Annotated in this window: 22 protein-coding genes; 12 read left to right on the top strand and 10 right to left on the bottom strand. The window is 63.8% G+C overall.

What is annotated here, in order from left to right; translation table 11 throughout:
* Positions 1 to 155 precede the first annotated feature (155 nt).
* Both GM909_RS06790 and GM909_RS06785 read left to right on the top strand, forming a co-directional pair.
* Positions 156 to 869, top strand: a complete 714-nt coding sequence (locus GM909_RS06790; protein ID WP_157015450.1) for a DNA-3-methyladenine glycosylase I — start codon at positions 156 to 158, stop codon at positions 867 to 869.
* A gap of 59 nt (positions 870 to 928) precedes the next feature.
* On the top strand, positions 929 to 2,617 hold the full coding sequence (locus tag GM909_RS06785) for an NAD+ synthase (protein WP_407941254.1): 1,689 nt from the start codon (positions 929 to 931) through the stop codon (positions 2,615 to 2,617).
* A 22-nt stretch (positions 2,618 to 2,639) separates the two neighbouring features.
* Here GM909_RS06785 and GM909_RS06780 read toward each other — a convergent pair whose 3' ends face one another.
* The 3 genes from GM909_RS06780 to GM909_RS06770 are packed head-to-tail and all read right to left on the bottom strand — an operon-like array spanning position 2,640 to position 3,983.
* Positions 2,640 to 3,257 (bottom strand): ATP-dependent Clp protease proteolytic subunit, encoded by a 618-nt coding sequence (locus GM909_RS06780; protein WP_157015449.1) that lies wholly within the window; start codon positions 3,255 to 3,257, stop codon positions 2,640 to 2,642.
* A gap of 34 nt (positions 3,258 to 3,291) precedes the next feature.
* Positions 3,292 to 3,672, bottom strand: coding sequence for an SRPBCC family protein (locus tag GM909_RS06775; RefSeq protein ID WP_157015448.1), 381 nt, complete (start codon positions 3,670 to 3,672; stop codon positions 3,292 to 3,294).
* Positions 3,669 to 3,983, bottom strand: a complete 315-nt coding sequence (locus GM909_RS06770) for an ArsR/SmtB family transcription factor (RefSeq protein WP_157015447.1) — start codon at positions 3,981 to 3,983, stop codon at positions 3,669 to 3,671. Before GM909_RS06770 ends, GM909_RS06775 begins: the two co-directional genes overlap by 4 nt.
* A gap of 175 nt (positions 3,984 to 4,158) precedes the next feature.
* Between GM909_RS06770 and GM909_RS06765 the strand changes: the two genes are divergently transcribed.
* Positions 4,159 to 5,403: an MFS transporter gene (locus tag GM909_RS06765; protein ID WP_157015446.1), complete on the top strand. Its 1,245-nt coding sequence runs from the start codon at positions 4,159 to 4,161 to the stop codon at positions 5,401 to 5,403.
* On the top strand, positions 5,400 to 6,773 hold the full coding sequence (gltX, locus tag GM909_RS06760) for a glutamate--tRNA ligase (protein WP_157015445.1): 1,374 nt from the start codon (positions 5,400 to 5,402) through the stop codon (positions 6,771 to 6,773). The genes GM909_RS06765 and gltX overlap by 4 nt, the downstream gene beginning before the upstream one ends.
* Here gltX and GM909_RS06755 read toward each other — a convergent pair.
* The 4 genes from GM909_RS06755 to GM909_RS06740 all read right to left on the bottom strand — a co-directional run bounded on the left by GM909_RS06755 (position 6,691) and on the right by GM909_RS06740 (position 11,822).
* Positions 6,691 to 7,668, bottom strand: coding sequence for a DUF2865 domain-containing protein (locus GM909_RS06755; RefSeq protein ID WP_157015444.1), 978 nt, complete (start codon positions 7,666 to 7,668; stop codon positions 6,691 to 6,693). The two genes, gltX and GM909_RS06755, sit on opposite strands and share 83 nt — an antisense overlap.
* Before the next feature lie 37 nt (positions 7,669 to 7,705).
* Positions 7,706 to 10,015 (bottom strand): NADP-dependent malic enzyme, encoded by a 2,310-nt coding sequence (locus tag GM909_RS06750; protein WP_157015443.1) that lies wholly within the window; start codon positions 10,013 to 10,015, stop codon positions 7,706 to 7,708.
* Positions 10,016 to 10,157: 142 nt separating this feature from the next.
* A complete protein-coding gene (locus tag GM909_RS06745; RefSeq protein WP_157015442.1) occupies positions 10,158 to 11,000 on the bottom strand; it encodes a fumarylacetoacetate hydrolase family protein in 843 nt (280 codons plus the stop codon).
* A gap of 42 nt (positions 11,001 to 11,042) precedes the next feature.
* Positions 11,043 to 11,822: an SDR family oxidoreductase gene (locus tag GM909_RS06740; RefSeq protein WP_157015441.1), complete on the bottom strand. Its 780-nt coding sequence runs from the start codon at positions 11,820 to 11,822 to the stop codon at positions 11,043 to 11,045.
* A 127-nt stretch (positions 11,823 to 11,949) separates the two neighbouring features.
* Between GM909_RS06740 and GM909_RS06735 the strand changes: the two genes are divergently transcribed.
* Positions 11,950 to 12,768: a UDP-2,3-diacylglucosamine diphosphatase gene (locus tag GM909_RS06735; RefSeq protein WP_157015440.1), complete on the top strand. Its 819-nt coding sequence runs from the start codon at positions 11,950 to 11,952 to the stop codon at positions 12,766 to 12,768.
* Between the two features lie 209 nt (positions 12,769 to 12,977).
* Here the strand turns inward: GM909_RS06735 and dgcA are convergent, their stop codons facing one another.
* Entirely contained in the window at positions 12,978 to 13,961 is a 984-nt protein-coding gene (gene dgcA / locus GM909_RS06730) for an N-acetyl-D-Glu racemase DgcA (RefSeq protein ID WP_157015439.1), read from the bottom strand.
* A gap of 75 nt (positions 13,962 to 14,036) precedes the next feature.
* Here dgcA and GM909_RS06725 point away from each other — a divergent pair, with 75 nt between their 5' ends.
* From GM909_RS06725 to GM909_RS06710, 4 genes are all read left to right on the top strand, one after another.
* Positions 14,037 to 15,224, top strand: coding sequence for an ABC transporter permease (locus tag GM909_RS06725; protein WP_157015527.1), 1,188 nt, complete (start codon positions 14,037 to 14,039; stop codon positions 15,222 to 15,224).
* A 10-nt stretch (positions 15,225 to 15,234) separates the two neighbouring features.
* Positions 15,235 to 16,083 (top strand): ABC transporter ATP-binding protein, encoded by an 849-nt coding sequence (locus tag GM909_RS06720; protein ID WP_157015438.1) that lies wholly within the window; start codon positions 15,235 to 15,237, stop codon positions 16,081 to 16,083.
* Positions 16,083 to 17,456, top strand: coding sequence for an MlaD family protein (locus GM909_RS06715; protein WP_157015437.1), 1,374 nt, complete (start codon positions 16,083 to 16,085; stop codon positions 17,454 to 17,456). Before GM909_RS06720 ends, GM909_RS06715 begins: the two co-directional genes overlap by 1 nt.
* A gap of 91 nt (positions 17,457 to 17,547) precedes the next feature.
* Positions 17,548 to 18,150, top strand: a complete 603-nt coding sequence (locus GM909_RS06710; RefSeq protein ID WP_235911698.1) for an ABC-type transport auxiliary lipoprotein family protein — start codon at positions 17,548 to 17,550, stop codon at positions 18,148 to 18,150.
* A 103-nt stretch (positions 18,151 to 18,253) separates the two neighbouring features.
* Here the strand turns inward: GM909_RS06710 and GM909_RS06705 are convergent, their stop codons facing one another.
* Positions 18,254 to 23,374: an apolipoprotein A-IV repeat region-like domain-containing protein gene (locus tag GM909_RS06705; RefSeq protein ID WP_157015435.1), complete on the bottom strand. Its 5,121-nt coding sequence runs from the start codon at positions 23,372 to 23,374 to the stop codon at positions 18,254 to 18,256.
* 373 nt (positions 23,375 to 23,747) lie between these two features.
* On the opposite strand from GM909_RS06705, the gene GM909_RS06700 reads away from it, so the two are divergent.
* The 3 genes from GM909_RS06700 (at position 23,748) to GM909_RS06690 (ending at position 25,635) form a co-directional block, all read left to right on the top strand.
* Positions 23,748 to 24,122, top strand: coding sequence for an Hpt domain-containing protein (locus GM909_RS06700; protein WP_157015434.1), 375 nt, complete (start codon positions 23,748 to 23,750; stop codon positions 24,120 to 24,122).
* Positions 24,123 to 24,218: 96 nt separating this feature from the next.
* Positions 24,219 to 24,539, top strand: coding sequence for a 2Fe-2S iron-sulfur cluster-binding protein (locus GM909_RS06695; protein ID WP_157015433.1), 321 nt, complete (start codon positions 24,219 to 24,221; stop codon positions 24,537 to 24,539).
* A gap of 76 nt (positions 24,540 to 24,615) precedes the next feature.
* Positions 24,616 to 25,635, top strand: a complete 1,020-nt coding sequence (locus tag GM909_RS06690) for an NAD(P)/FAD-dependent oxidoreductase (RefSeq protein WP_157015432.1) — start codon at positions 24,616 to 24,618, stop codon at positions 25,633 to 25,635.
* A gap of 7 nt (positions 25,636 to 25,642) precedes the next feature.
* On the opposite strand, the gene GM909_RS06685 is transcribed toward GM909_RS06690, so the two are convergent.
* Complete coding sequence (locus GM909_RS06685; protein ID WP_157015431.1) at positions 25,643 to 26,260, bottom strand: DUF922 domain-containing Zn-dependent protease; 618 nt, start codon at positions 26,258 to 26,260, stop codon at positions 25,643 to 25,645.
* Between the last annotated feature and the right edge of the window lie 13 nt (positions 26,261 to 26,273).

Here is a 26,273-nt window from a genome sequence, read left to right as displayed (position 1 = left end):
TCCGGCGCTTGTATAAGTCGCATCGCAGGAAAGGCCAACAGTCACTGGACATGCGGGCTGCATGTCAGCAGCCTCACAAGAGGTTGGTCGGGGGCAATTGGCGCGGCGACAGGGCTCGGATAGTCTGCCGCCTTGGCAGAATCCCGGAGGTCGCCATGCTCGAATTCGCCAAGATCCGTGCCCGCGCGGCGGCCCGCAAGGGCGGCGAGGAGGAACTGAAGCCGCTGCTTGGTGCAACGCCGGACAATGCCGCCGTGGCCGGTCTCACCGACGACCGTATCCTTTCGGTCATGGCCGAGCGCATCTTTTCGGCGGGCTTCGTGTGGAGCGTGATCGATCAGAAGTGGCCCGGCTTCGAAGAGGCCTTTCTGGGGTTCGAACCCAAGCGGTTGCTGTTTCAGCCGGACGATTTCTGGTACGGCCTGGCGTCCGACAAGCGTATCGTGCGCAACCCTCAGAAGATCAAGGCGGTGCGCGAGAATGCGGGTTTTGTCGATCGTGTGTCGCGCGAGCATGGCGGGTTCGGCAGATTTATCGCAGAATGGCCGGCCGACGACCAGGTCGGACTGATGGCCTGGCTGGCAAAAAGCGGCAGCCGGCTCGGCGGCAATACGGGACAGTATTTCCTGCGCTGGATCGGCTGGGACACGTTTGTCGTTTCGCGCGATATGGCGGCCGCCCTGCGCGATGCCGGTGTGGCGATCGGCGAAAGCCCGAGCTCGAAAAAGGATCTCGCCGCCATCCAGGCGCAGATGAATGCATGGGCGGCCGAATCCGGCTTGCCGAGGGCGCATATTTCGCGGATTCTTGCCCTGTCGATCGGCGAGAACCATTCCCCGGAGAAGCTGCGCGAATATATGGGCGAGTAGCCAAGCCCCGCATATTTTGAGCAGTTGCTGTGCCTGTCCGGTCAGGCTAAACCCCTGTCATGAGCACGAATATGTCACCGCCGCCCGACGTTTTACGCATCGCCGTCGCCCAGCTCAATCCGACCGTCGGCGACATTGCCGGCAATCTCGCAAAGGCGCGCGAGGCGCGGGCCGAGGCGGCTCGCCACGGCGCCAACCTCGTGCTGTTCACCGAACTCTTCATTGCCGGCTATCCGCCGGAGGACTTGGTGCTGAAACCGGCCTTCGTGGCTGCCTGCGAGCGTGCGGTGCACGAATTCGCCGCCGACACCGCCGATGGCGGGCCGGGCGTCATCATCGGCACGCCGCTCAAACGGCAAAGCGGGCTGCACAATTCGGTCATGGTCCTCGACGGCGGCAAGGCGATTGCCGAGCGTTACAAGCTCGACCTTCCGAACTATGGCGAGTTCGACGAAAAACGCGTCTTCCAGGCCGGACCCGACATGCCCGGACCGGTCAGTTTCCGCGGGGTGCGGCTCGGTATCCCGATCTGCGAGGACATCTGGCACGATGTCGGCGTGTGTGAGACGCTGGCCGAAAGCGGTGCCGAAATCCTGCTCGTGCCCAACAGCTCGCCCTATTACCGCGGCAAGGTCGACGTGCGCCATCAGGTGGTCATCCGGCAGGTGATCGAGAGCGAGCTGCCGATCCTGTATGCCAACCAGCTCGGCGGCCAGGACGAGCTCGTCTTCGACGGAGCCTCCTTCGCCATTGCCGCCGACAAGTCGCTGGCCTTCCAGATGAGCCAGTTCGAGGAAGCCGTCGTCGTCACGACATGGAAGCGGGACGGCGATGGCTGGGCATGCACCGACGGGCCGATGTCGCGCATTCCCGAAAAGGAGGAAGCCGACTATCGGGCCTGCATGTTGGGGCTGCGCGACTACGTCAACAAGAACGGCTTTCGCAATGTCGTTATCGGCCTTTCGGGCGGCATCGATTCGGCCATCTGTGCGGCCCTTGCCGTCGACGCGCTGGGCGAGGAGCGTCTGCGCTCCGTCATGCTGCCCTATAAATATACCTCCACCGAGTCCCTGGCCGACGCCGAAGCCTGCGCCCGCGCACTTGGCTGCCGCTACGACATCGTTCCGATCGCCGAGCCCGTGGAAGGCTTCAACCACGCGCTCACCCAGATCTTCGAGGGAACGGACACCGGCATCACGGAGGAAAACCTGCAAAGCCGCGCGCGTGGCACCATTCTCATGGCCATCTCCAACAAGTTCGGCTCGATGGTGGTGACGACGGGCAACAAGTCGGAGATGTCGGTCGGCTACGCCACGCTCTATGGCGACATGAATGGCGGGTTCAACCCGATCAAGGATCTCTACAAGATGCAGGTCTATGCGCTGGCGCGCTGGCGCAACGCCCATATGCCGCCCGGTGCGCTGGGTCCGTCGGGCGAGGTGATCCCGCAAAACATCATCGACAAGGCGCCCTCGGCCGAACTCAGGCCCGACCAGACCGATCAGGATTCGCTGCCGCCCTATCCGCAACTCGACGACATTCTGGAATGCCTGGTGGAAAACGAAATGGGTGTCGACGAAATCGTCGCACGCGGCCACGACCGCGAAATCGTCCACAAGATCGAGCACCTGCTCTATGTTGCCGAATACAAGCGCCGGCAGGCTGCGCCGGGCGTGAAGATCACCAAAAAGAATTTCGGCCGCGACAGGCGCTATCCGATCACCAATCGGTTCCGGGATCGCAGCTAATCAGAGGCCGAGCGCCTGGCGCTCACGCCAGGGGTGGCTCCAGATCCTCGCGGCTTCCGCGCACCGCGTCGACGATGCCCCAGTCGCGCGCTTCCTCGGCACTCATGAAATAGTCGCGGTCGAGCGTGCGTTCGACCTCGTCCAGCGAGCGGCCGCAGTGCTTTGCGTAAAGGCCGTTCAGCCGGCGCTTGACCCTCAAGATGTCCTCGGCATGGCGTTCGATGTCGGACGCCTGACCCTGAAAGCCGCCGGAGAGCTGGTGCAACAGGATGCTGACATTGGGCAGTGCGACACGCATGCCCGGTTCACCTGCCATCAGGAGGAACGATCCCATGGACCGCGCCGTGCCGTAGCACAGCGTCGCCACCGGCGCGCGAATGAACTGCATCGTATCGTAGATGGCGAGCCCGCTCGTCACCACGCCGCCGGGGGAATTGATGTAGAACTGGATTTCCTTCTTCGGATTCTCCGATTCCAGAAACAGCATCTGGGCGCAAATCAGCGAGGCCGAGGCATCGTCCACGATCCCATTGAGAAAGATGATGCGCTCGCGCAGGAGACGCGAAAAGATGTCATAGGAGCGCTCGCCTCGTTGGGTCTGCTCGACCACCGTGGGAACAAGGTTCATTGAGTTGCGCATCGGTTCTTCTCCCCGGATTTCGGTCCAGTCCACATCAAGCCGCCAGCGCCACCGGCGCGGCGTTGGCATTGGCGGGCGTTCCCATGGCGCCGGGAGGCGTATGGTCGAGGCGAAACGCGGTGCCGCCGTTGTCTGCTGGCGCCAGCCTTATCGTGACATATGTGTCGGCAAGGCCACTCTCTCCAGCCTCATGCCAGCGGTAACGCACCAGCGTGAAGGGCCGCGCATCGACAATCTCGAAACCGGCCTGGTCCTTCTCTCCGTCTGACGACGCATCGAGCGGCGCGACACCCAGCCATTCGGCCGCTAGGTCCGGCTCGGTAAGCGCGCGCCAGACCGTCTCGGGCGGCGCGTCGATCCGACATTCGACAGCGACCGTTCCATCTTCGCCGATGCGGGTTTCGGGTTGGTTCATTGATCCATCTCCTTGACCAGTCGCTGGAGCTTTTCGACGCGCGCTGGCCAGTAATCGCGATATCGCACCACCCAATCGAGCAGCGGGCGCAATCCTTCAGGATCGACGCTGTAATTGACATGCCGGCCCGCCCGGCGCTCTCGCACCAGTCCCGCCTTGCGCAAGACGGCGATGTGCTGCGAGATCGCGGGTTGCGATATGGCGAAACCGGCCCGCAGTTCGGTGGCGTTCTTCTCGCCGGCTGCAAGGCTTTCGAAGACCGCGCGGCGGGTCGGATCGGCAAGCACTCGAAAGATCTCTGTGTTCTCCATGCAATTGAGATAAGCATTGACTTATTTGATTGGCAACCCCTTGGTCGAACGCCCAGTCAAAAGCATAGGACCAGCCGGGTTTTGGCCTTTGCCCGGCGCGAAGGCGCGGATAGGATGACAACGCAATCCGATCCGTCCTGACGCCCGGTTCCAGCCGGCATCGCCGCGAGACTTCATGCAGTTTTTCATCTTCATTCGTGACAATGCGCGCTGGCTGGCGGGCGGGTTCCTGCTGACCTTCTTTTCCTCCTTCGGCCAGACCTTCTTCATTTCGCTTTCGGCGGGAGATATCCGCGCCGAATACGGGCTTAGTCACGGCGGATTCGGGGCGGTCTACATGTTGGCCACGCTGGCAAGCGCCCTGACGCTGCCGAAGCTCGGACAGATCGTCGATCGGCACTCGGCGCAGAAGGTGGCGATGTTCATCATTCCCATGCTGGCGCTTGCCACCGTCATGATGTCCATCTCGCATCATATCGCGCTGCTCGCCGTCACGCTCTACCTGCTCAGGCTCTTCGGCCAGGGCATGATGACCCAGAACGCCTTCACCGCCATGGGGCGCTGGTTCTCCGCCCAGCGCGGGCGCGCCGTGTCGATCACAACACTCGGACACAATGCCGGCGAGGCGGTCTTTCCGCTGCTGTTCGTGCTTGTCGCCGGCTGGGTGGGCTGGCGCAATTCCTGGCTCGTCGCGGCGGCCGTCCTCGTCGTGATCGCCCTGCCGGTCGTTGCCTCCCTGATCGCGATCGAGCGCGCGCCGCGCTCAACCGACCCCGTCTCCAGCAAGCCGGCGGTGCGCGACTGGACGCGGAGCGAGGTGTTGCATGACCCGATCTTTTATCTCCTGTTGCTGGGCGTCGTGGCGCCCGGCTTCATCGGCACGACGATCTTCTTTCACCAGGTCTATCTGGTCGAGCTGCGCGGCTGGTCGATGGAGATGTTCGCCACGTCGTTTTCCTTCATGGCCGTCATGACGATCACCTTCGTGCTCATTTCCGGCCATCTGATCGACCGTTTCTCCGCCATATCGCTGCTGCCGGTCTTTCTTGTTCCGCTCGGGGCGTCATGCCTGATCCTGGCAAATTTCGACGCGCAATGGAGCGCCTTTGTCTTCATGGGGCTGATGGGCGTGTCATACGGCTTTTCCTCGACGCTGTTCGGTGCCCTGTGGCCGGAAATCTACGGTCTGAAAAATCTGGACTCCGTTCGTGCGGTCACGGTCGCCATTCTCGTCTTCGCGACGGCGGCCGGGCCGGGCCTTACCGGTGCGCTGATCGACCTGGGTGTTGCCTACGATGCACAGATTGCGGTGATGGGGCTTTATTGCTTCGCCATGGTCTTTCTCATGACCTATGTCACGGCGCGGGTGAAGGCGCGCGTCTTGCCAGCACCAGGCCTTTCGGATACCTCGCAAGCATGACTGTAACCGTCCGCTTCGCCCCGTCTCCGACCGGCAATATCCATATCGGCAATCTGCGCACGGCGCTGTTCAACTGGCTGTTCGCGCGCAACCGCAATGGCCGGTTCATCCAGCGTTTCGACGATACCGACCTTGCGCGCTCGACCCAGGCATTCGCCAACCAGATCCTGTACGACCTGCATTGGATCGGCATATTCCCCGACGCGGTCGAGTATCAATCGAAACGCTTTGCCGCCTATGATGCGGCAGCCGAACGGCTGAAGTCCGCCGGTCTGCTCTATCCATGCTATGAGACGCCGGAGGAACTGGAGCTCAGGCGCAAGGTCAGGTTGTCGCGCAAGCTGCCGCCTGTCTACGGGCGCGAGGCACTGGATCTGACCGAGGAAGACAGGAAGCAGTTGGAGGCGGAAGGACGCCGCCCGCACTGGCGTTTCCTGCTGCCGAATTTTGCCGCCGATCCGCATGAGACGCAGCGCACCGAAATCAGCTGGAACGACGTGGTGCGGGGAGAGGAAACGGTGGACCTGGCGTCGCTGTCCGACCCTGTGCTCATCCGCGAGGACGGCACTTATCTCTATACCCTGCCGTCCGTGGTCGACGATAACGACATGGGCGTGAGCCATGTCATACGCGGCGACGACCACGTGACCAACACCGGCGTCCAGATTGCGTTGTTCAAGGCGCTTGGCGCCGAGGCACCGGCCTTCGGTCATCACAATCTGCTGACCACCGCCAGCGGCGAGGGGTTGTCAAAGCGCACCGGCGCGCTCTCGGTTGCCAACCTTCGCGAGGACGGGCTGGAGCCCATGGCGGTCGCCTCGCTCGCCGTCCTCACCGGGACGTCCGGCAATGTGACGGCCGCCCGGTCGCTGGACGAACTCGCCGACGAATTCGATCCCGCATCCAGCTCGCGGTCGGCAGCGAAATTCGATCCCGCCGATCTCGTCATCCTCAACCGCACTCTGGTTCATGAACTGCCCTTCGAGGATGTGCGCGACCGGCTGATGGCGCTTGGCGTCAAGGGAGAGAAGGCCGAAGCGTTCTGGCTTGCCGTGCGGGGCAATCTCGACAGGGTTTCCGACGCCGCCGCATGGTGGCGCATCGTCACTGAGGGGCCGGAGGCGGGCGCTGCCTTCACCGACGAGGAGCGTCAGTTCCTTCGCGCTGCGTTCGACCTCCTGCCGGACGAGCCGTGGGACCGCTCGACGTGGAAAGAATGGACCGGCGCGGTACGCGAGGCGACGGGCCGCAAGGGCAAGGCGCTATTCATGCCCTTGCGCCTGGCGCTCACCGGCCGCCAGTCGGGGCCGGAGCTCGCAGATCTATTGCCCCTTTTGGGTCGGGAAGGAACTCTGGCCCGACGACCCTGACCTTGCGGTCGCGGGGGACATTCCCCGACGTTCTGGCATCGCTATCCCGTGCAGTTGATGTGCGAGGCTCGGACGCCGTACTCGCTTCCTCCCCGATGACCGAGGAGCTTCCTGACCCACTGCAGCCGCATTGCGGCGGGCGTTCGTAGCCGGGCTGGCGGTAGAGGGATGCGTTTGGCAGTTCCTCGTAGAGTGCCCCGGAGCGCGAGACCACGGGCCCGCTTCCTTCACCATCCTCGCTGGCAATCCGCTGAACATAGAGCTCGACATCCGAGCCGGGGCAACGCGCGGCGCAGGTTTCGGCATCATTGTCGAAGGCTTCGGGCGGCACGTCGTCGGAGATAGGAAAGGTGTAGCCATCGCAGGCGCGAACGCACAGGGTGCGGTAGTGCGGCACATTCTGCCGTGGCTGTTGCGGCATCACGCGATACATGCCCGGTGACTGCTGCACGAGGCCCGGAGCGTTCGCCAGCCCTGCACGGCAGTGATTGGCCTCGAGCGAGGCCATAAGCCGTCTGCGTTCGCGGCGCTCGTCCGGACCGCCGCCGGCGAGCGCGTTGTGCTCGCGTTTCAGCTTGCGCAGATTGTGCTGCATTCGCTCCAGGCTGCGGCTCAGGGAGTGACAGGCATTGCCCGCATCGGACCGGATGATGCTTCCCTCGCAACCGGCCCGCCGACGTTGGTTCCGGACCTTGGCAATCTGCCTCTGCTGGGTCTGAATGGCCCGCGTGTATCGTTGGACCATGCGCCGGTCGGCGCCGCTGTCGCCCGAAAGGGCGGTGAGTCTGCTTTCGAGCCGGTTGCAGATCGGCGACCCGGCGTCGGCTTCACCAGATCCGGCACCGGCCGATACCGCAAAAGCGATGATGGCGATGGCGGCAAGCTGGCGTTTCATGGCCGATCCTTCGCTTCGTCTGCCAAGACTTGCCGCTTCAGCTTCCAGCGCTGACCGGTTGGGATGCCTCGACCACGGCCAGCGCCGTCATGTTGACGATACCGCGCGAGGTGACCGACGGTGTGAGAATATGGGCCGGACGGGCGGTGCCGAGCAGGATCGGTCCGACATGCAGGCCGTCCGTCATGGTCTTGATCGTGGTCAGTGCGATGTTGGCCGCATCGAGGTTGGGGAAGACGAGGAGGTTGGCTTCACCCGTCAGCCTGGAATGCGGAAAGACGCGCTGGCGCAGGACTTCCGACAAGGCCGAATCGCCGTGCATCTCGCCATCCGCCTCCAGGTCGGGCGCGCGCTCGGCAACCAGTTCGGCCGCCCGGCGCATTTTCAGCGTGCTTGGCGTGTCACGCGAGCCGAAATTGGACAGAGAGAGCAGGGCGGCCTTGGGTTCGATGCCGAAGCGGCGAATTTCGTCCGCCGCGAGAACCGTCATCTCGGCGATCTCCTCGGCCGATGGCTCGACCGACACATAGGTGTCGGTGAAAAAGGTGACGCCGCGCTGCATGATCAGCATCGACAGCGCCGAGAGGTCGCGCACGCCCGGCTTGCGGCCGATAATCAGGCCGACATTGCGCAAATGGCGCTCGAACCGGCCCTCCAATCCGCAGATCATCGCGTCCGCTTCGTCGCGCATCATGGCGAGCGCGGCAATCACCGTATTGTTCGTGCGCACCATGGTGCGCGCGGCTTCCTGGGTCACGCCGCGGCGTCCGGCAAGCCGGATCAGAAGGTCGACATAGGCCCGGTAGCGCGGATCGTCCTCCGGATTGACGATATCGAAATCCGTGCCCGGCCTGATCCTGAGCCCGTAGCGCTTGAGCCTGACGTCGATGACGTGCGGCCGGCCGATGAGGGTCGGCTTGGCGATGCCTTCCTCCAGTACGACCTGGGCCGCGCGCAGCACGCGCTCGTCCTCGCCGTCGGCATAGATGACGCGCTGCTTCGCCGCCTTGCGCGCGGCGGCAAAGACCGGCTTCATGATGAGACCGGAGCGGAACACGAACCGGTTGAGCCGATCGATATAGGCCTCCCAGTCGGTGATCGGCCGCATGGCCACGCCGCTTTCGCAGGCGCCGCGCGCAACGGCCGGCGCAATGCGCAAGATGAGCCGGGGATCGAAGGGCGAGGGGATCAGATATTCGGGGCCGAATGTCGGTGTGTCGCCCGAATAGGCGCGTGCGGCGACGTCGGAAGGCTCCTCGCGCGCCAGAGCGGCAATGGCGCGCACCGCGGCCATCTTCATTTCTTCGTTGATCGCCGTAGCGCCGACATCAAGCGCTCCACGGAATATGTAAGGAAAACACAGTACGTTGTTGACCTGATTGGGGAAATCAGATCTGCCTGTGCAGATCATGGCGTCCGGGCGGGCGTCTCGAGCCACTTCCGGCATGATCTCCGGAACAGGATTGGCAAGCGCCAGAATCAGCGGCTTGTCGGCCATCTCGGCCAGCAATTCGGGTTTCAAGACCCCTGCGGCCGACAGGCCGAGAAACACGTCGGCGCCGCCGATGACGTCGGCGAGGCTGCGCGCGTCGGTTTCCTTCAGGTAGGGTTCCTTCCAGCGATCCATCTCCTCGACGCGCCCCTTATAGGCGACCCCGTGCCGGTCGGTGACCCAGATATTGTCCCGGCTGGCGCCCAGTTCGACGAGCAGGTTGAGGCAGGCGAGTGCGGCGGCGCCGGCACCCGAGGTGACGATCTTGACCTTGTCGATGTCCTTGCCGGCCAGTTCAAGGGCATTGAGCACGGCGGCAGCGACGATGATCGCCGTGCCATGCTGGTCGTCGTGGAAGACCGGGATCGCCATGCGTTGTTTCAGTTGTTCTTCGACCTCGAAGCATTCCGGTGCCTTGATGTCTTCGAGGTTGATGCCGCCGAATGTCGGCTCGAGCGCTGCGATTGTCTCCACCATTTGCTCGATCTCGGGAGCGTCGATCTCGATGTCGAAGACATTGATGCCTGCGAACTTCTTGAACAGGACCGCCTTGCCCTCCATGACCGGCTTGGAAGCGAGCGCGCCGATATCGCCGAGCCCCAGAACCGCCGACCCGTTGGACACCACGCCGACGAGGTTGGCCCGTCCGGTATAGTAGGCCGCGGTGGCCGGATCGGTGTTGATCTCGAGGCAGGGCACGGCCACGCCGGGAGAATAGGCCAAAGCCAGGTCGCGCTGGTTGCCCAGCGGCTTGGTCGCCTGGATCTCCAGTTTTCCCGGAGAGGGATAGCGATGGAAGAAGAGGGCGGCTTCGTCGAATTCGGATTTGGCGGGCTTGGGTTTCTTCTCGGTCATTTGTGCGGGTCCGGATTGCCTGTCGGTTGCACGCTACCATGACCGTCGGGCATTTTAAGTTGCGAAACGGCGAAACAGCTTCCTGTTCCGCCGCGACAATTGGGCCGCGGCCACATGGGCCCGGTTTGGACGACGGCCGCGTTCAGCGCGCGACCACCGTTTGACGCTGCTCGCCAAGGCCTTCGATGCCCAGATGCATCGTCTCGCCGGCCTTGAGGAAGCGGGGCGGCTTCATGCCGAGGCCGACGCCGGGCGGCGTTCCCGTGGTGATGACATCGCCGGGTTCCAGCACCATGAAGCGCGACAGGTAGGAAATGATCGCCGCAACGGAAAAGATCATGGTCGAGGTATTGCCGGTCTGCATGCGCTCGCCGTTCACGTCGAGGAACATGGCCAGGTTCTGCACGTCGCCGATCTCGTCGGGCGTGACCAGCCAGGGGCCGAGCGGGCCGAATGTGGGCGCGCTCTTGCCCTTGATCCATTGTCCGCCGCGCTCGGCCTGATACTCGCGTTCGGAGACGTCGTTGCAAAGCGCATAGCCGAACACGTGATCGAGCGCGTCCTTCTCCTCCACATAGTCGCATCGCTTGCCGATGACCGCAGCGAGTTCAACCTCCCAATCGAGCTTCTGCGAGCCCTTGGGCAGGAGCACGTCGTCGTCCGGTCCGCAAAGCGAACTCGGCGCCTTCGAAAAGACGATCGGCTCCTCGGGTATGGCCGCCCCCGTTTCGGCGGCATGGTCGGCATAGTTGAGGCCGATCGCGATAAAATGGCCGACACGGGCGACCACCGGCCCGATCCGGGCGTCGCCCGGCGCTTTCGGGAGCGCGGAAAGGTCGGCCGCCTGAAGCGTGTTCTTCAGGTCCGGCGACAGGGTCTCAGGCCCGTAATCCGCGACGAGGCTGGAGACGTCGCGGATCGCGCCGTCGGTATCGATCAGGCCCGGACGTTCCGATCCTGGATTTCCAAAACGTATGAGTTTCAATTAACTACCCTCGCTCTTTGAGAGATGTCTTCAATTTTTGGGTCAGAAAGCACTGTTGTAGAGGCCGCCATCGAGGATCAGGTTCTGTCCGGTGATATAGCCGGCATGGGCCGAACACAGGAAGGCGCAGGCCTTGCCGAATTCCTCCGGTGTGCCGAGGCGGCGCGCCGGAATGTCGTTGGCCACCTTGCCTGCCTGCTCGTCGACGCTCACGCCCGCCTTTGCGGCGGAAAACTCCAGCGTCTTCCTGATCCGATCGGTGTCGAACTTGCCCGGCAGGACGGCATTGATGGTCACGTTGGAGCGGGCGACGGTGCGCGCCACGCCGGCCAGGAATGCAGTCAGCCCGGCCCGTGCGCCGGAGGAAAGGTCGAGGCCGGAGATCGGCTGATAGACCGACAGCGAAGTGATGTTGACGATGCGACCGAACCCGCGTTCGCTCATGCCGTCGATGACGGCCTGGATCAGTTCGATCGGCGTGACCATGTTCTGCGTGACGCCTTCGAGCAGAGCCTCGCGGTCGAGCTCGCGGAAATCCTTTGGCGGCGGCCCGCCATTGTTGTTGACCAGAATGTCGGGGTCCGGACAGGCCGCGAGCAGGGCGGATTGGCCCTTGGCGGTCGAGACATCCGCCGCCACCTCCGTGACCGAAACCCCGAACAACTCGCGGATCTCGGCAGCGGTGGCCGCCAGCACCGCCTCGTCACGCCCATTGACGACGAGATCGCAGCCAGCTTCGGCAAGCGCCATCGCACAGCCGCGGCCCAGCCCTCTGCTCGACGCGCAAACGATCGCCTTTTTGCCCTTTATCCCAAGTTCCAACGGCCTGTCCTCCGTGCCAAATCAACCGGCGCGCACACTATCCCACGGTGCCCGGAAACCTCAACCGTCATATGGCTGTGACATGAATCATGTCTTGCAGTCATATCGAACATCCGGGGACCCGCACATGACCGGCACACCGATCAAGACCTTCCGGACCCTCTTCATTTCCGATGTTCACCTCGGCTCCAAGCCGGCCAAGGCGGAATTCCTCATCGATTTTCTCCGCTTTCACGAGGCCGAGACGATCTATCTCGTCGGCGATATCGTCGATGGATGGCGGCTGAGACGTTCCTGGCATTGGCCTCAGGCGCACAACGACGTCGTGCAGAAGATATTGCGCAAGGCGCGCAAGGGCACCAGGGTGATCTATATCGCCGGCAATCACGACGAGTTCCTGCGGCCCTTCCAGGGTGTGCATTTCGGCGGGATCGTCGTGGCCGACCGCGCCATTCACGAAACGGCCGACGGCCGTCGCTACCTCGTCATCCATGGCGATCAGTTCGATTCGATCGTCCACAATGTGCGCTGGCTCGCCTATATGGGCGACAAGGCCTACGACATCGCGATCGTCATCAACCGGGCCGTGGGCACCGCGCGGCGCCTGTTCGGCCTGCCATACTGGTCGTTTTCCTCCTGGGCAAAGGTGAAGGTGAAGAAGGCCGTCTCCTTCATCAGCACCTTCCAGACGATCGTGGTGCAGGAAGCGCGCCGGTCAGACGTCGACGGCGTCATCTGCGGTCACATCCATCATGCGGCGATCGAGCACATGGGTGATGTCGAATACATCAACACCGGCGATTGGGTGGAAAGCTGCACGGCGATCGCCGAAACGCATGACGGGCGTTTCGAGATACTGACCTGGACGGGCGTGAAAGGCGGCAAGCGGGCCGTCTCCCCCGAAACGGTCGTCAGCTTCCCTGACAAGACATTCGAAGCCGCCTGACGCGCAGCTGGCCGAGCCAAGATGTCTTCTGGCCTGCATACGGCGCCTTTCGCTCTGCCTTTCGCCGACCGTCCGGTTGCCCGGACATCGCGCCAGCGCCTCGGCGCTTGCGGTCCGCCTGTGCGCCCCCATGCAGAGCGGCTGGGCGCGTTCACCGTACCGTGCGTCCGCGCGGCCGGCGAGCGAACATCGTTTCGGTGCGGACCGGCCTACCCCCAAAGGGCAGGTTCGGGCGGTGAAATGAGAGAGCCGGCATATGTCAGGCCGGGCGCGCGGTCCCTGGCCAACAGCAGCGGCCCGTCGAGATCCACATAATCGGCGTCCTGGGCCAGCAGCACGGCCGGCGCCATGGCCAGGGACGTGCCCACCATGCACCCGACCATGACGCCGTAACCGCGTGCGCGCGCCTCTTGGCGCAACTGAATTGCCGCGGTCAGGCCGCCGGTCTTGTCGAGCTTGATGTTGACCGCGTCATAGAGCCCGTTGAGTTCGTCCAGCCTCTCGGCGGTATGAACGCTTTCGTCGGCGCAGATCGGCACCGGATGTGGCATGTGACGCAGGATCTCGTCCTTGCCGGCCGGCAAGGGCTGCTCGACGAGCGCCACGTGGAATTGAGCGGCGGCCAGCAGGTTTTCCTTGATGTTGTCCTCGGTCCAGCCCTCATTGGCATCGAGGATGATGCGGCTGTTGGGAGCCGCGCTGGCGACGGCATGGATGCGCGCGACGTCGTTGGTCGAGCCGACCTTGACCTTGAGCAAGGGGCGCAGGGCGTTGGCCCGGGCCTGGGCGGCCATTTCGCCGGGCTCGTCGAGCGAGATGGTAACGGCGGTGACGACAGGCCGCGGAAGGATATGGCAGGCTTTCTGGTGGGCCCTGTGACCAATCATCTTGGCTTCAAGGTCCCAGAGCGCACAGTCGACGGCATTGCGTGCCGCACCTGGCGCCATCGCCTCGAGCAGTTCCGTTCGGCCGATGCCCTTCTCGATTTCGGCGCGCGCCTTTTCCAGCGTGTCGGCAACGCTGTCCATGCTTTCGCCATAGCGCGCATAGGGCACGCATTCGCCCTGGCCGCTATGAATGCCGTCGGTGATTCGGCACGTAACCACATCGGCCTGGGTCTTGGCGCCGCGCGAGATCCTGAACTGTCCCTCGATGGGAAAGCTCTCGACCTGATAGTCCATGCGACGCGACATATTTCAATCCTCGATAACGCTCCGCCGGCATGTGGTAAATCGACATGGCGGAAATGAATCTTTATGAACATGAGCATGTTGACCGAAGACGGAACGGATGCAAGCCCGCCTGAAGTGGGCGGAGCGGAACCACCGCCTCAGTTCGAAGAGAACGAGGCCGACGGCGCAATGCGCGTGCGTTTCAGCGGCACATGGACAACCGCCGAGATCGGCGCGGTCGATCGCGGGATGCGTGAGCTTGAAAAGCGCCGGGGGATTCGTTCGCTCGTGCTCGACCTGTCGGAGCTCGGGCGCATCGACACGGCCGGAGCCTGGCTGATCAAGCGCCTTGCGGTGACGCAGGAGAAGTTCGGCGCGCAAGTCGCCATCGAGGGCGGGACGCGCTCTGCCGGCATTCTGCTTGCCGCGGTCGATGACGCGATCCGGCACGAACAGGAACCCGACACTGTGCCCGCCCGCAGGGGGATCCTGGGGTTGTTGGAGACGATCGGCCGCAGCGTCTACCAGTTCGGCGGAGAGTTCATTCTTGGCATGCACATTCTCGGCGCGACCATTCGCGGCTCGCAGATGAAACTGGGCCGCGGCCACGCCGTCAATCCGGCGGCGGTCGTCAGCCAGATGGACCGCATGGGCGTTCGGGCCGTACCCGTGGTCGTGCTGATGTCGACCATCGTCGGCGCGATCGTGGCACAGCAGGGAGCGTTCCAGCTGCGCTATTTCGGCGCCGAGATCTTCGTCGTCGATCTGGTCGGCATTCTGGTGCTGCGCGAGATGGGCGTTCTGTTGACGGCGATCATGATTGCCGGCCGATCCGGCAGCGCAATCACCGCCGAGGTCGGTTCGATGAAGATGCGCGAAGAGATCGACGCGCTGACGGTCATCGGGCTCAATCCGGTGGGCGTTCTCGTCATGCCGCGCCTGGCCGCGCTGGTTATCATGCTGCCCTGCCTGACGGTCGTTGCCAATTTTGCCGCGATCGGCGGTGCGATGGGTGTGAGCTGGGTCTATTCCGGCATCACGCCGGAAGCCTTCATCGATCGGATGCGCGATGCTATCGACTTGTCGACCGTTCTCGCCGGGCTGATCAAGGCACCGTTCATGGCAATCATCATCGGCATCATCGGCTCGGTTGAGGGCATGAAGGTGGAAGGCAGCGCCGAATCGCTCGGTCGCCATGTCACGTCGTCGGTCGTGAAGTCGATTTTCATCGTCATTGTCGTCGACGGCCTGTTTGCCATGTTCTACGCAGCGATCGATTTCTGAGGCCCTGTCGATGGTCGATACGAAGCCAAATGGCAAGCCTGCGGCTGCCGCGCCGAAAGAGACGAAAGAGGTCATTCTTTCGGTGCGCGACATCTCCGTGTCGTTCGGTTCGCAGACCGTTCTCGACCGCCTGTCGCTCGACGTCTACCGCGGCGAGATATTGGGCTTCGTTGGCGCGTCGGGATCAGGCAAGTCGGTCCTGTTGCGCACGATTCTCGGCCTCAACAAGAAGCAGTCGGGCACGATCCGCCTCCTGGGTGTCAATTTCGACCGCGCCGGCGATGCCGAACGTTTGCGGCTGGACATGCAGATCGGCATGCTGTTCCAGCAGGGCGCGCTGTTTTCCGGGCTCAATGTGCGCGAGAACATCCAGGTGCCGATGCGCGAATATCTCGATTTACCGCAGCGTCTCATGGACGAACTGGCCATGCTCAAGCTGGAGCTGGTCGGCCTGCCGGCCAATGCGGCGGAAAAATACCCCTGGCAACTGTCTGGCGGCATGGTCAAACGGGCCGCACTTGCCCGCGCCCTGGCCCTCGACCCGGCGATCGTATTCCTCGACGAGCCGACATCGGGCCTCGATCCGATCGGCGCGGCCGAATTCGATGAACTCGTGGCGCAGCTTCGCGATACGATGGGATTGACGGTCTACATGGTCACACACGACCTTGACAGCCTGTTTTCCGTCTGCGACCGCATAGCGGTGCTTGGGAACAAGAAAGTGCTGGTCGAAGGAACCATCCAGGACATGCTTGCGGCCGACGATCCCTGGGTGAAGTCCTATTTTCACGGCAAGCGCGCCCGGCGCATCGTCGTCGAAGGCAATGACGCAGATCACGTCGCGGGGGCCGCACACTGATGGAGACCAAGGCCAACTACGTCATCGTCGGCATTTTCACCGTTCTGGCGGTGCTGGCCATGTTCGGCTTCATCTACTGGGCCGCCGGCATCAGCCTCAACGGCGAAACCACGATGCTGCGCGTGCGCATCCCCGGTTCGGCGGCAGGGCTCGGACGCGGCAGTTTCGTACTTTTCAACGGCGTGAAGGTGGGCGACGTGCGCCGCGTCTATATCGACGTCACCAATCCAAACGTGGCGATTGCCGATGCCGAGGTCGACCGACTGACGCCGATCACGCCGTCAACGGCTGCCGATATCGGCATCGCCGGGCTGACCGGCCAAGCCAATATCGAACTGCGAGGCGGCAATCCGCAGGAAACGAACCTGCTCGAAAAGGCGGAAGCCGACAATACCGTCGCCGAGATCACGGCCAACCCTTCCGCCGTGACCAGCCTCCTGCAAAGCGCCCAGGATATTTTTACCCGCGCCGAGAAGGTGATGACGCAGCTCGAGGATTTCACCAAGGAAGCGCGTGGCCCGCTCGTCGAAACGCTCGACAATGCGCGCACCTTCTCGCAGGCCCTCAGCCGCAATGCCGACGGTGTGGATACCTTCCTGTCGAATTTCTCCGAGCTGTCGCAAAAGCTCGGCACCGTTTCCGACAGGCTCGACACGACGCTGGCGGCAGCGGAGGATCTGCTGCGCTCGGTCGACCGCGACAAGATTGCGACCATCGTCGGCAATGTCGAGCAGTTTACGGAAAAACTCGATTCCGCGACCGGCGATCTCGACACCGTCGTCGCCAATGTGAACGAGACCGTTACGTCGGTGCGTCGGCTGTCGGATGGAGCGGGTGAAACGCTGGGCAAGGTCGACGACATCCTCGCAAGTGTCGATCCCGAGCGCGTCAAGTCGACAATGGACGATATCGACGGGGCCGTGACCGACGCACGGCAGGCCGCGGCGAATGTCGCAAAGCTGACCGATCGTTTCGCAATGCGGGGCGACGACGTCGACCGCATCATCACCGACGCGCAGGAGATGTCGGCCAGGCTGAACCGGGCGTCGGTGCGCGTCGACGGAGTGCTTGCGAAGGTCGACAGCCTGCTTGGATCGGGCGACGCCGAAGGGGTGATGCAGCAGGCGACCGAGACGTTGCAGGCGTTCCGTCAGGTTGCCGACACGCTCAATGCGCGGCTGGGCACGATCACCGACGGCCTGGCGCGGTTCAGCGGCCAGGGGCTGCGCGATACCGAGGCACTCATTCGTGACGCGCGCCGTTCGATCAACCGCATCGAACAGGCGGTGAGCGACCTGGAGCGCAACCCGCAACGCATCATTACCGGTGGAGCAGGGGGCGTTCCACAATACGACGGGCGCACACGGCGTTGACAAGCCGGCCCGCCCACCGCAAGTAACTAATTAAGCGATGGTCCGTAGGAGAGGGCCCGTCGGAGGGGTGGATGACGACGGGGACAAACGGGTGAGAAACACTCGCAACACAGTCCTGGCGACGATTCTGGCCGCGACGCTGTCGGGTTGCGCCCTTTTGCCCGGCGGTGGCCCGGCGCCTCTTGATACGTTCGAGCTCACGGCTCCACAGGTCGTGGCCGCGCGCGCGTCGCGTTCGCGCACCCAGGTTCTGGTAGCCGAGCCGACGGCCCTCAAATCGCTCGACAGCCAGAATATCGTCATCAGGCCGGGATCCGGCTCCGTCGCCTTTCTGAAAGGGGCGCAGTGGAGCGATCGCCTGCCACGCATCGTCCAGGCCAGGCTTGCCGAGGCGCTGCAGCGGTCCGGCGGTTTCGGCGGTGTCGGCAAGCCGGGTGAGGGCCTGGCGATCGATTACCAGGTCATCGTGGACGTGCGCTCTTTCGACATCAGCCTGGCCGGCGGCGACCAGGCCCATGTCGGGCTGTTCGTGCGCATCCTCAACGACCGCAACGGCGTCGTGCGCGCTACACGCCTTTTCGAAGCCAGGTCACCGCTGACCGGCCGCTCGAACGCCGATTATGCGGCTGCGCTCGACCGGGCTTTCGGGCAGGCCGCAATGGATATCACCGACTGGGTCAACGCCACGATCTGACGGACGGGCGATAGTGAATTTCCAAGTTCTCGTCGCGGCAACAAAAAACGCGGCGGAGTGGTCCGCCGCGTTATTGCACGAATCGTGCGTCCTTGCCGTCCTGTCAGCGCAATCGGCCGCTCGCATGGGCCAGCATCGTGTAGACCTTGCCCGTATCCGAGGTGAGATAGGTCTGCGTCATCATGTTGTCGCGGTCGTTGCTCGAGACATCCTGCAGCAGCTTCTCGAAATCCTCGCAATAGCGGTCGACGGCGCTGCGGAATTCCGAATCCGACTGATACTTGCGGCGGATCTCGTCGAACGTCTGCTGGCCCTTCAGCGTATAGAGGCGGCGCGTGAAGACGTTGCGCTCGCCGCGCCTGTAGCGCTGCCACAACTCGATCGACGCCTCGTGATCGATCGCCCGGGCGATGTCGACCGACAGCGAGTTGAGCGATTCCACGACATGCAGCGCTGAACGGTCATCCTTGGCTGGCTGCGCCGCTTCATCCTGCGAGGCGCGACGGAGCAGGTTCTGGACCCAGCCGCCCTGGTTCGCATCGCCGCCGGCATTTTCCGGGCGGGCAGGAGAGACGGATCCGCGCAGCGCGCCGTTCGCTGCTGGAGTGGGGGTTGGAGCCGGAGCCGGATTGCTCGGCGCCGCACGTGGCGCGGGCCGCGGGGCGGCCGCAGGCGCAGGCGCCTGGCGCTGTGATGCGGACGCGGTGGCATCGTACATCCGTCCCGACTTGGTGACGATGTCGGAGAGTTCCTTGAGCGCATTGATCTGCTCGCCGACGGCGCGGCGGATCGCACCGGTCGAACGCTTGGTTTCCTCCGGCAGCTCCAGGACGCCCTTGCGCAGTTCGCCACGCGTCTCCTCGAGCTCGCTGCGGATGGTCTGGGCGGTGCGACGGATCTCCTCCGTTGCGCCGGCAAAACGCTCGGTCGCCCCTTCGATGACCGACGAGATCGACTGGCTGATCTGCTCGGTGGTCGCGCGCGTGCGGCCCTCGGCCTTCTCGACCGTCTTGCCGACGAGATCCTCGAATGAGCGCATTGTGCGTTCGATATCTTCCGACTTCTTGACCAGCCCGACCGCCAGTTCCTCGAGCGCCGTCTGGCGGTCTTCCAGCGTCGTGCTCAGGTTTGACTGCGCCGACCCGATCAGATCCTGGGCGTTGGACAGAACACGGCTGTGTTCGTCGAAGCGATTGGCGATTGTGGCAATCTCCTTGAGCGTCTGCGATGCGAGATCGGTAAGGCGATTGGCGTTCGTATCGATCATGCGGGCGGAACTGGAGAAAGTCTGTGCCGCTTTTTCCGCATTGGCCGCGAACGTTTCCGTCGAGCCCGAAAGCTGCTTGTCGAGCGCGCCGAGGTTCTCCGTGGCCGCGTCGATGAGCGACGACAGCCGGCCGTTGGAATCGCTCAGCCGGTCGATGAGCGTGTTGACGTGATCGCCCAGCGTCTCGCGCGCGCCTTCGACGGCGGTAAGCGTTTCGGCAGTGCGGCTGGCGATCGCGTTGACCAGTGCGGCATGTTCGGTGCGCAGCCGCTCCGTGGCCTTGTGCGTCGCGTCCTCCAGGCTCTTCTGCAACTCGCCGCCGCTCTGGGCGAAGCTGTCGGCCAGCGGCCGCGCCTGCTCCTCCAGCACCTTGCCGATCTCGGCCGTGCGGCTTGCCAGAAGCTGGTTGAGCTCGCGTGTCTTCTCGTCCAGCGTCTCCGACGCCCGGCCGGTGCTCTGGCTGATATGCTCGTTGACCGCCGAGAATGTCTCGGCGATGGCGTTGGCGCGGGCAACGAGCTGTTCTTCGGTGCTCGAGACCTGCTCGACCAGTTTTCCGCCGACATATTCGGCGCCCGAGCGCAGGCGTTGCTCGGCCTGATCGAGTTCGCTGTTGATGCGGCTGACGATGGCTTCGGCGCCGCCGCCGAGACGTTCTTCGACACCGGCCAGTTCAGAACCGAGACGCTGCGACAGACGTTCCGCACTTTCGTCAATGCGCGTTTCGACGCCGGCGATCGAGGCGCCGATCTGCTGCGCCCGGGCGTCGACCTGGGAGGCGATGTCCTCGGTGCGCTGGACGATCGACTGGGCCGTGTTCTCGGCGCGTGCGGCGAGCTTCTCGTCGGCTTCGTCGAAGGTGCGGGCGATCTCGGAGGCGCGTGAGGACAGCAGGATCGCCGTTTCGCCTGCGCGTTCGGAAAGGCGCCGGTCGGTGTCCTCGAAGACGCTGGCCAGTTCGCCGGCCCGTTCCGTCAGGCGGCTGGCCGTAGTCTCGACGCGCTCGCCGAGGCTGTGCTCGGCGTTGTCGAAGGCGGCGGCGATGTCGGACGCGCGCTGCGACAGCATTGCCGAACTGCTTTCGACACGTGCCGCAATCCTTTCATCGGCATCGACAAATGCCTTTTCGGCGTCTCCGGTGAGGGTTGAGGTGATCTCGACCACGCGGTCACGCAACGAGCCGGCGACCACGATCGCCGAATTCTCGATCGTCTGGCGCACATGGTTGACACCCCCCTCGAGCGCTTCGCGGATGGTCGAGGTGCGCTCGTCGATGACACCCGTCTGCTGGCGGAAGGCGTCCTCGATGCGCTGGACGTCGGCGGCAAGGGCGTCCGTGATCTGGCCGCGGCTCGAGGCCAGCAGCTCGACATGCGCCTGGACCGCCGCATCGACGGCGGCACGGGTATCGGACAGCTTCTGCAGGTCGTGCTCGAGTGCCCGGGCCATGATGTCCCGGCCCTCGGAAAGCTTGGCGACGTGACTGGTAACGGAGGCGTCGATGCCGGCGCGCGTGTCGCCCAGCCGGCGCAGGTCCGCCGCCATGGCCGTCGCCATCTGGTCGCGCGCCGAATTCAGCCCCGAAAGCTGCTCGGCGACAACGGAATCGATCATGCCGCGCGTTTCGGTCAGCTTGGCCAGGTCCGACTCCAGGGCCTGGGTCAGCCCGTTTCGACCCTCGGCGAGACGGTTGACGTGATCGGCAACGGTGGCATCGATCATGCTGCGCGTTTCGGTCAGTTTGGCCAGGTCGCCTTCGAGGGCCGAGGTGAGCTGGTTGCGGCCCTCTGCCAGGCGGGCAATCTGTTCGGCGACGAGATTGTCGACATCGGAACGCACCGAGGCGATCCTTTCGAGGTCGCTCTGCAGGGCAGCGGTGAGCTCGTTGCGGCCCGAGCTGATCCTGCTGACCTGCTCGGTGACGAGATTGTCGATCTCGGCCCGGGTTTCGCCGAGTTTCCCAAGATCCGTCTCCAGAGCCTGGGCGAGGGAGGTGCGCCCCACATTGAGCTGGTCGAGGTGGCTCGCCACGATGGCGTCGATTCCCGAGCGGCTCTGCTCGAGTCGGTTGAGATCCTCTTGTAGCGCCTGCGTGAGCGCGTTGCGGCCCTCTGACAGCTTGTCGAGGTGCAACGAGACCTCGCTGTCGATGTCCGAGCGCGTGGCCGCCAGGCGGTCGAGGTCGTGCTCGAGCGCCTGGGTGAGGCCGTCGCGGCTCTCCGACAGCTTGGTGAGGTAGCCCGAGACGATCTCGTCCATCGTGCCGCGCGAATCCTCCAGCTTCTGGAGATCGGTTTCGAGCAGCTCGACCATGCGCGCGCGGCCGGCTTCCAGCCTTTCGCCGAAATCGGCGGCACGCGATTCCAGCATCGTCGACGTCGACATGACCAGGTCGGCCATTTCGTTGCCGATCTTTGCCTTGCCGTGGTCGATCGCCTGGGAAAGTTCGTCGCGGCCGCTGTTGTAGGCTTCGGCGATCTCGCGCGTGCGTTCCACCAGCGATTCGTTGATCTGCCGTGCCCGCGCCTCGAGTGCGGCATTGAGCTTTTCGGTGCCGGTATCGAGCGCGTGGACGCGCGTTTCGAACTCGCTGATGAGCGTCTGGCCGCGTTCGGCCAATGTGCGCTCGATGCTTTCCAGGCGCGTGTCGAACTCGTCTGTCAACGACTTGGTGGCGCCGCCGAGCACGGAGACCATGCCGGATGTGCGCTCGTCCAGCATGTCCGAAAGCGACCGCGTGACCGTCTCGGTGCTTTCGGTCAGTGAGGCAATGCGTGTATCGAGCAGGCTGGCGAAGGCTTCGCCCGAGGTGGTGATGCGGTCCGCGATCGTGTCCATGCGCTCGTCGATGGCGCCGTAGATTGCAGAGCCGCTCTCGTTGACCCTGCTGATGAGTGTGTCGCCGGCATTGGAAATGGTGAACTTGAGCTCGGTGGCGGCATTGAGCACGTTCTCCTGGATGATGCCGCTGGCCGCCGAGAGTTCCCCCTTCAATTGCTGATGTGCGCCGGTGATGGACGAGCGAACCCGCTCTGCATGGCTGATGACTGATTCGCGTTCGTTGCCCAGGCCGTCGACGAGCGTGCGGATACGGCGCTCGTTGTCGGAATAGGCGCGCTCCAGCTCGTTGACCTCCGTATGAACCAGGGTCTCCAGTTCCACCGCGCGCGCCAAGGTACGCTCGATGCCGTCGCCCATCGCCTGCACCTCGCGACGAACGGCCTGTCCAACCGTCATCACCCTTTCCTGTGCAAGCGATTCGGGTTCGGCGAGCCGGAAGGCGGCTTCCGTCATCGACTGGGCGGCAAGACGCATCTCCTGGGCACGGCGAATCATCACCGCAAATCCCCAGAACAGAACGATCGGCAGGACCGTCCCGACGCCGATGCCGATAGCCCCGGGCATCGCGGCAAGCTGAGACAGCGAACTGATCTGCCAGATTTCCGGTGCGTAGAGCATGTGGCCGAGGGCGATGCCGCCTGCGATCCACAAGACCGACAGAAGGGCGGCGCCCCAGTAGACTGTGCGCGGGGCGCGACGATCGATCGTGGAAAAAGCGGTGCGGAAATCTTTCTGGCGATCGTCATTTGCGGCCGACAGGGCAGCGGCCGTGCTGGCGGGTGACGGCGCGGCGGGGCGCAGGTCCGGGCGTGCCGTTTCTATGGACGGTTTCGTGGTCGGCGATGCGGCGATAGCGTCGTCTTCACTCTCCGGGCCGGACGTCGCCGGCATGGGCTCATCCGCCGTGCCTGCCGTCTGTATGGATTCGATTGCATCGGCGTCGGCGCGGCCTTCGCGCGCAAGCTCCTCGGCGGCCTGCGAAATCTGCGCCTCCAATTCCTCCATAGAGGCGGTCAAGTCGATATCGGGGTCGTTGAGATCCAGGTCGAGGGCTTCTTCGAGCTCCCGCTCGACATCGCTGTCGAGAGCCTGCGTCATCGTGGTTTTGCGAGCCATGCCGTCTCTACCCTGTACTGTTACGCCCGGAACCGCCACTTTCCGGTACATATTTACCCCGTATGTGCCGCGCATTTCCGGCTGGCGTATCGTAGTGGCACACCGGGGTAAAGAAAACATGCATTCCGCGACATGGGTAAAAGTTTAAACATAAGGTTAATGCCCGTCGTTCGCCGCGCGTCGAAATTCCGCCACATCAGCCGGCTTGTCGTTAACCGGTTATCCACTGGCGAAGGCTAGCCTGACCCGGTGGAACGCAATGGTGCGGCGCCGCGCAGGCGTCGGGAGACGGGCAGTGCGGGGCTCCGGACCCGCCGAGCGAGGCCCAAGGCGACGAAATTGCCGGCCGGGGCGGCAAGTGCGAGTAGAGTAGATGGCGTATCCGAGTGTGGACACCGTGGCGTTTTCAAAGCCCGGTGGCGAGTATTGTGTTCCCTCCCGTCAAAGGCCGATCGATCTGGTCCATCTTGCACGTCAGACATTGGGCGACCGAGACCTGGAGCAGGAAGTGCTGTCGCTGTTTCTCCAGCAGGCCGTGTCGGTGAAGGACAAGATTGTCGAGGCGGAGCCGGCACAGCGGAAATTCCTGGCCCACGGGCTGAAAGGCGGCGCACGCGGTGTCGGCGCCTTTTCCGTGGCGGAAGCGGCCGAGAGGGTGGAGGAGGATCCGCTCGACAAGCGCAAACTCGGCCGGCTGGCCAGCCGGATCGACGAGGTCCGCGAATTCATGGCTTCGATCAACCGCTGATCGTCCGGCCGACATGCCGATGCGGCCGTGCGTCCGGTTGACAAGGTGGCGCGAAACGCTAATTCGGCATGGCCAGTTCAAGCAGGGCGATGCCGAATGACGAAGCTTACCTATATTGCGCATGACGGAACGCGGTTCGAGGTCGAGGCCGAAAACGGCTCCACGGTCATGGAGAACGCGATCCGCAATGCCGTGCCGGGCATCGAGGCCGAATGCGGCGGCGCCTGCGCCTGTGCGACCTGTCACGTCTATGTCGACGAGGAATGGAGCGATGCCGTCGGCGAGCCGGAGGCGATGGAAGAAGACATGCTCGACTTCGCCTTCGACGTACGTCCCAGTTCGCGCCTTTCGTGCCAGATCAAGGTGAGCGACGAGCTCGACGGACTGGTCGTGCGCGTCCCCGAGCGCCAGGCCTGACACGCAGCAGAGGCTTGCGCCGGCACACGGCTTTGGGCAAGGCTGCAGGCGGTATCCATTGCCGCAGGGTCAGTCCATGACGAAGAAGACCGACATTGTCATCATCGGCGCCGGACCGGTCGGCCTGTTTGCCGTGTTCGAACTCGGCCTGCTCGATCTCGACTGTCATCTGATCGACATTCTGGACAGACCCGGCGGACAATGTGCCGAACTCTATCCGGAAAAGCCGATCTACGACATTCCGGGTTGGCCCGTGATCTCGGCGCAGGGACTGGTCGACAAGCTGATGGAGCAGATCGCCCCCTTCAAGCCGGAATTCACCTTCAACCGGGTCGTGGCCGGGCTCGAAAAGCTTGCCGACGGCACGTTTCGGCTGACAACGGACGAGAACGAGGTGTTCGAGGCGAAGGCGGTGGTCATTGCCGCGGGTGGCGGTTCCTTTCAGCCCAAACGTCCGCCCATTCCCGGAATAGAGGCCTTCGAGGGCACGAGCGTGCATTATGCGGTGCGGCGCATCGAGGATTTCCGCGGCCATGACATCCTGATCGTCGGCGGCGGCGATTCCGCGCTGGACTGGACGCTCAACCTGCAACCGGTCGCCCGCTCTGTCACGCTGGTGCACCGGCGGCCCGAATTTCGCGCTGCCCCCGACAGCGTCAACAGGATGCGCGCCCTGGAGGCAAGCGGCGACTTGCGGTTTCAGCTCGGTCAGATCACCGAACTGCGTGGAAGCGATGGCGCCCTGACATCCGCGCTCGTCAAGGGGCCGGAAGGGGAGACGGAAATCTCCTGCACGCGGATGCTGCCCTTTTTCGGCCTGACCATGAAGCTCGGCCCTGTCGCCGAGTGGGGGCTCAATCTGCACGAGAACACGATCCGCGTCGACACCGAGAAGTTCGAGACGTCGACGCCCGGCATTTTCGCCATCGGCGACATCAACTGGTATCCGGGCAAGCTCAAGCTGATCCTGTCGGGTTTCCACGAGGCGGCGCTGATGGCCCAGGCTGCCAAGCACATCGTTCATCCCGACGAGCGCGTCGTCTTCCAGTACACGACATCCTCGACAAGCCTGCAAAAGAAGCTCGGCGTGATCTGAGAGGCGGCTATTTGCGCCTGCGGGCTGCTTCGATGCGCTCCAGCCGGTAGGTCAGGATGCGCAATAGCCGGTCTTCGAAATTCTTCGCTTCGATACGGTCGAAACGCGCCTGTGCGCGGTCGTGCTTTGCCAGTATGCGCTGATTGATCACGGCGGCCCGGCGCTGGACATGGGCGCAATCGCGCATGCGGCCGATGGTCTCCAGGGTCTGCTCAAGCTCGCGGGCATGGCGCTTGGCGATCTGGACGTGGAAATCCTCATGGCGCTTGATGTCCGAGGCCAGCGTGTCCCAGATCAGCCGCGTATCGTAATCCGCGCGACGGCGCTGCCGCCAGCGCGGAAGGATGATCTTGGCCTTCAAGGTCACCGTCGCGTCGTCGATCGCGCACCAGCGATCGGTGCTGGCAAATGACAGCTTGGTGGAAAACTGCATGCGTGTTGCGCCGGGATGGCGACGGCCGGCGCCGTTGATCTGCGGCCCGCGGCGCGACAGCTCCTTGTCGATTTCCTCGATCGTCGAACCGCCGACGGAAAAATAGCTGTAGCTGCGCGAAACGGTCTGCGCGTCGGCCGGCCCGGCGAAGAAGGGGAACGCGGCAAGTGCGAGAACTGTTCTTCTAATCATGGCCGATCCCAGC

The organism is Mesorhizobium xinjiangense (assembly GCF_009749525.1).
Lineage (GTDB): Bacteria > Pseudomonadota > Alphaproteobacteria > Rhizobiales > Rhizobiaceae > Mangrovimarina > Mangrovimarina xinjiangensis.
This window is presented reverse-complemented; position numbering and strand designations above follow the sequence as displayed.

Excerpts from the sequence above, each read along its gene's own strand:
- GM909_RS06790 (WP_157015450.1), top strand. The coding sequence starts at position 156 with ATGCTCGAATTCGCCAAGATCCGTGCCCGCGCGGCGGCCCGCAAGGGC.
- GM909_RS06785 (WP_407941254.1), top strand. The coding sequence starts at position 929 with ATGAGCACGAATATGTCACCGCCGCCCGACGTTTTACGCATCGCCGTC.
- GM909_RS06780 (WP_157015449.1), bottom strand. The coding sequence starts at position 3,257 with ATGCGCAACTCAATGAACCTTGTTCCCACGGTGGTCGAGCAGACCCAA.
- GM909_RS06775 (WP_157015448.1), bottom strand. The coding sequence starts at position 3,672 with ATGAACCAACCCGAAACCCGCATCGGCGAAGATGGAACGGTCGCTGTC.
- GM909_RS06770 (WP_157015447.1), bottom strand. The coding sequence starts at position 3,983 with ATGGAGAACACAGAGATCTTTCGAGTGCTTGCCGATCCGACCCGCCGC.
- GM909_RS06765 (WP_157015446.1), top strand. The coding sequence starts at position 4,159 with ATGCAGTTTTTCATCTTCATTCGTGACAATGCGCGCTGGCTGGCGGGC.
- gltX (WP_157015445.1), top strand. The coding sequence starts at position 5,400 with ATGACTGTAACCGTCCGCTTCGCCCCGTCTCCGACCGGCAATATCCAT.
- GM909_RS06755 (WP_157015444.1), bottom strand. The coding sequence starts at position 7,668 with ATGAAACGCCAGCTTGCCGCCATCGCCATCATCGCTTTTGCGGTATCG.
- GM909_RS06750 (WP_157015443.1), bottom strand. The coding sequence starts at position 10,015 with ATGACCGAGAAGAAACCCAAGCCCGCCAAATCCGAATTCGACGAAGCC.
- GM909_RS06735 (WP_157015440.1), top strand. The coding sequence starts at position 11,950 with ATGACCGGCACACCGATCAAGACCTTCCGGACCCTCTTCATTTCCGAT.
- dgcA (WP_157015439.1), bottom strand. The coding sequence starts at position 13,961 with ATGTCGCGTCGCATGGACTATCAGGTCGAGAGCTTTCCCATCGAGGGA.
- GM909_RS06725 (WP_157015527.1), top strand. The coding sequence starts at position 14,037 with ATGTTGACCGAAGACGGAACGGATGCAAGCCCGCCTGAAGTGGGCGGA.
- GM909_RS06720 (WP_157015438.1), top strand. The coding sequence starts at position 15,235 with ATGGTCGATACGAAGCCAAATGGCAAGCCTGCGGCTGCCGCGCCGAAA.
- GM909_RS06715 (WP_157015437.1), top strand. The coding sequence starts at position 16,083 with ATGGAGACCAAGGCCAACTACGTCATCGTCGGCATTTTCACCGTTCTG.
- GM909_RS06705 (WP_157015435.1), bottom strand. The coding sequence starts at position 23,374 with ATGGCTCGCAAAACCACGATGACGCAGGCTCTCGACAGCGATGTCGAG.
- GM909_RS06700 (WP_157015434.1), top strand. The coding sequence starts at position 23,748 with ATGGCGTATCCGAGTGTGGACACCGTGGCGTTTTCAAAGCCCGGTGGC.
- GM909_RS06695 (WP_157015433.1), top strand. The coding sequence starts at position 24,219 with ATGACGAAGCTTACCTATATTGCGCATGACGGAACGCGGTTCGAGGTC.
- GM909_RS06690 (WP_157015432.1), top strand. The coding sequence starts at position 24,616 with ATGACGAAGAAGACCGACATTGTCATCATCGGCGCCGGACCGGTCGGC.
- GM909_RS06685 (WP_157015431.1), bottom strand. The coding sequence starts at position 26,260 with ATGATTAGAAGAACAGTTCTCGCACTTGCCGCGTTCCCCTTCTTCGCC.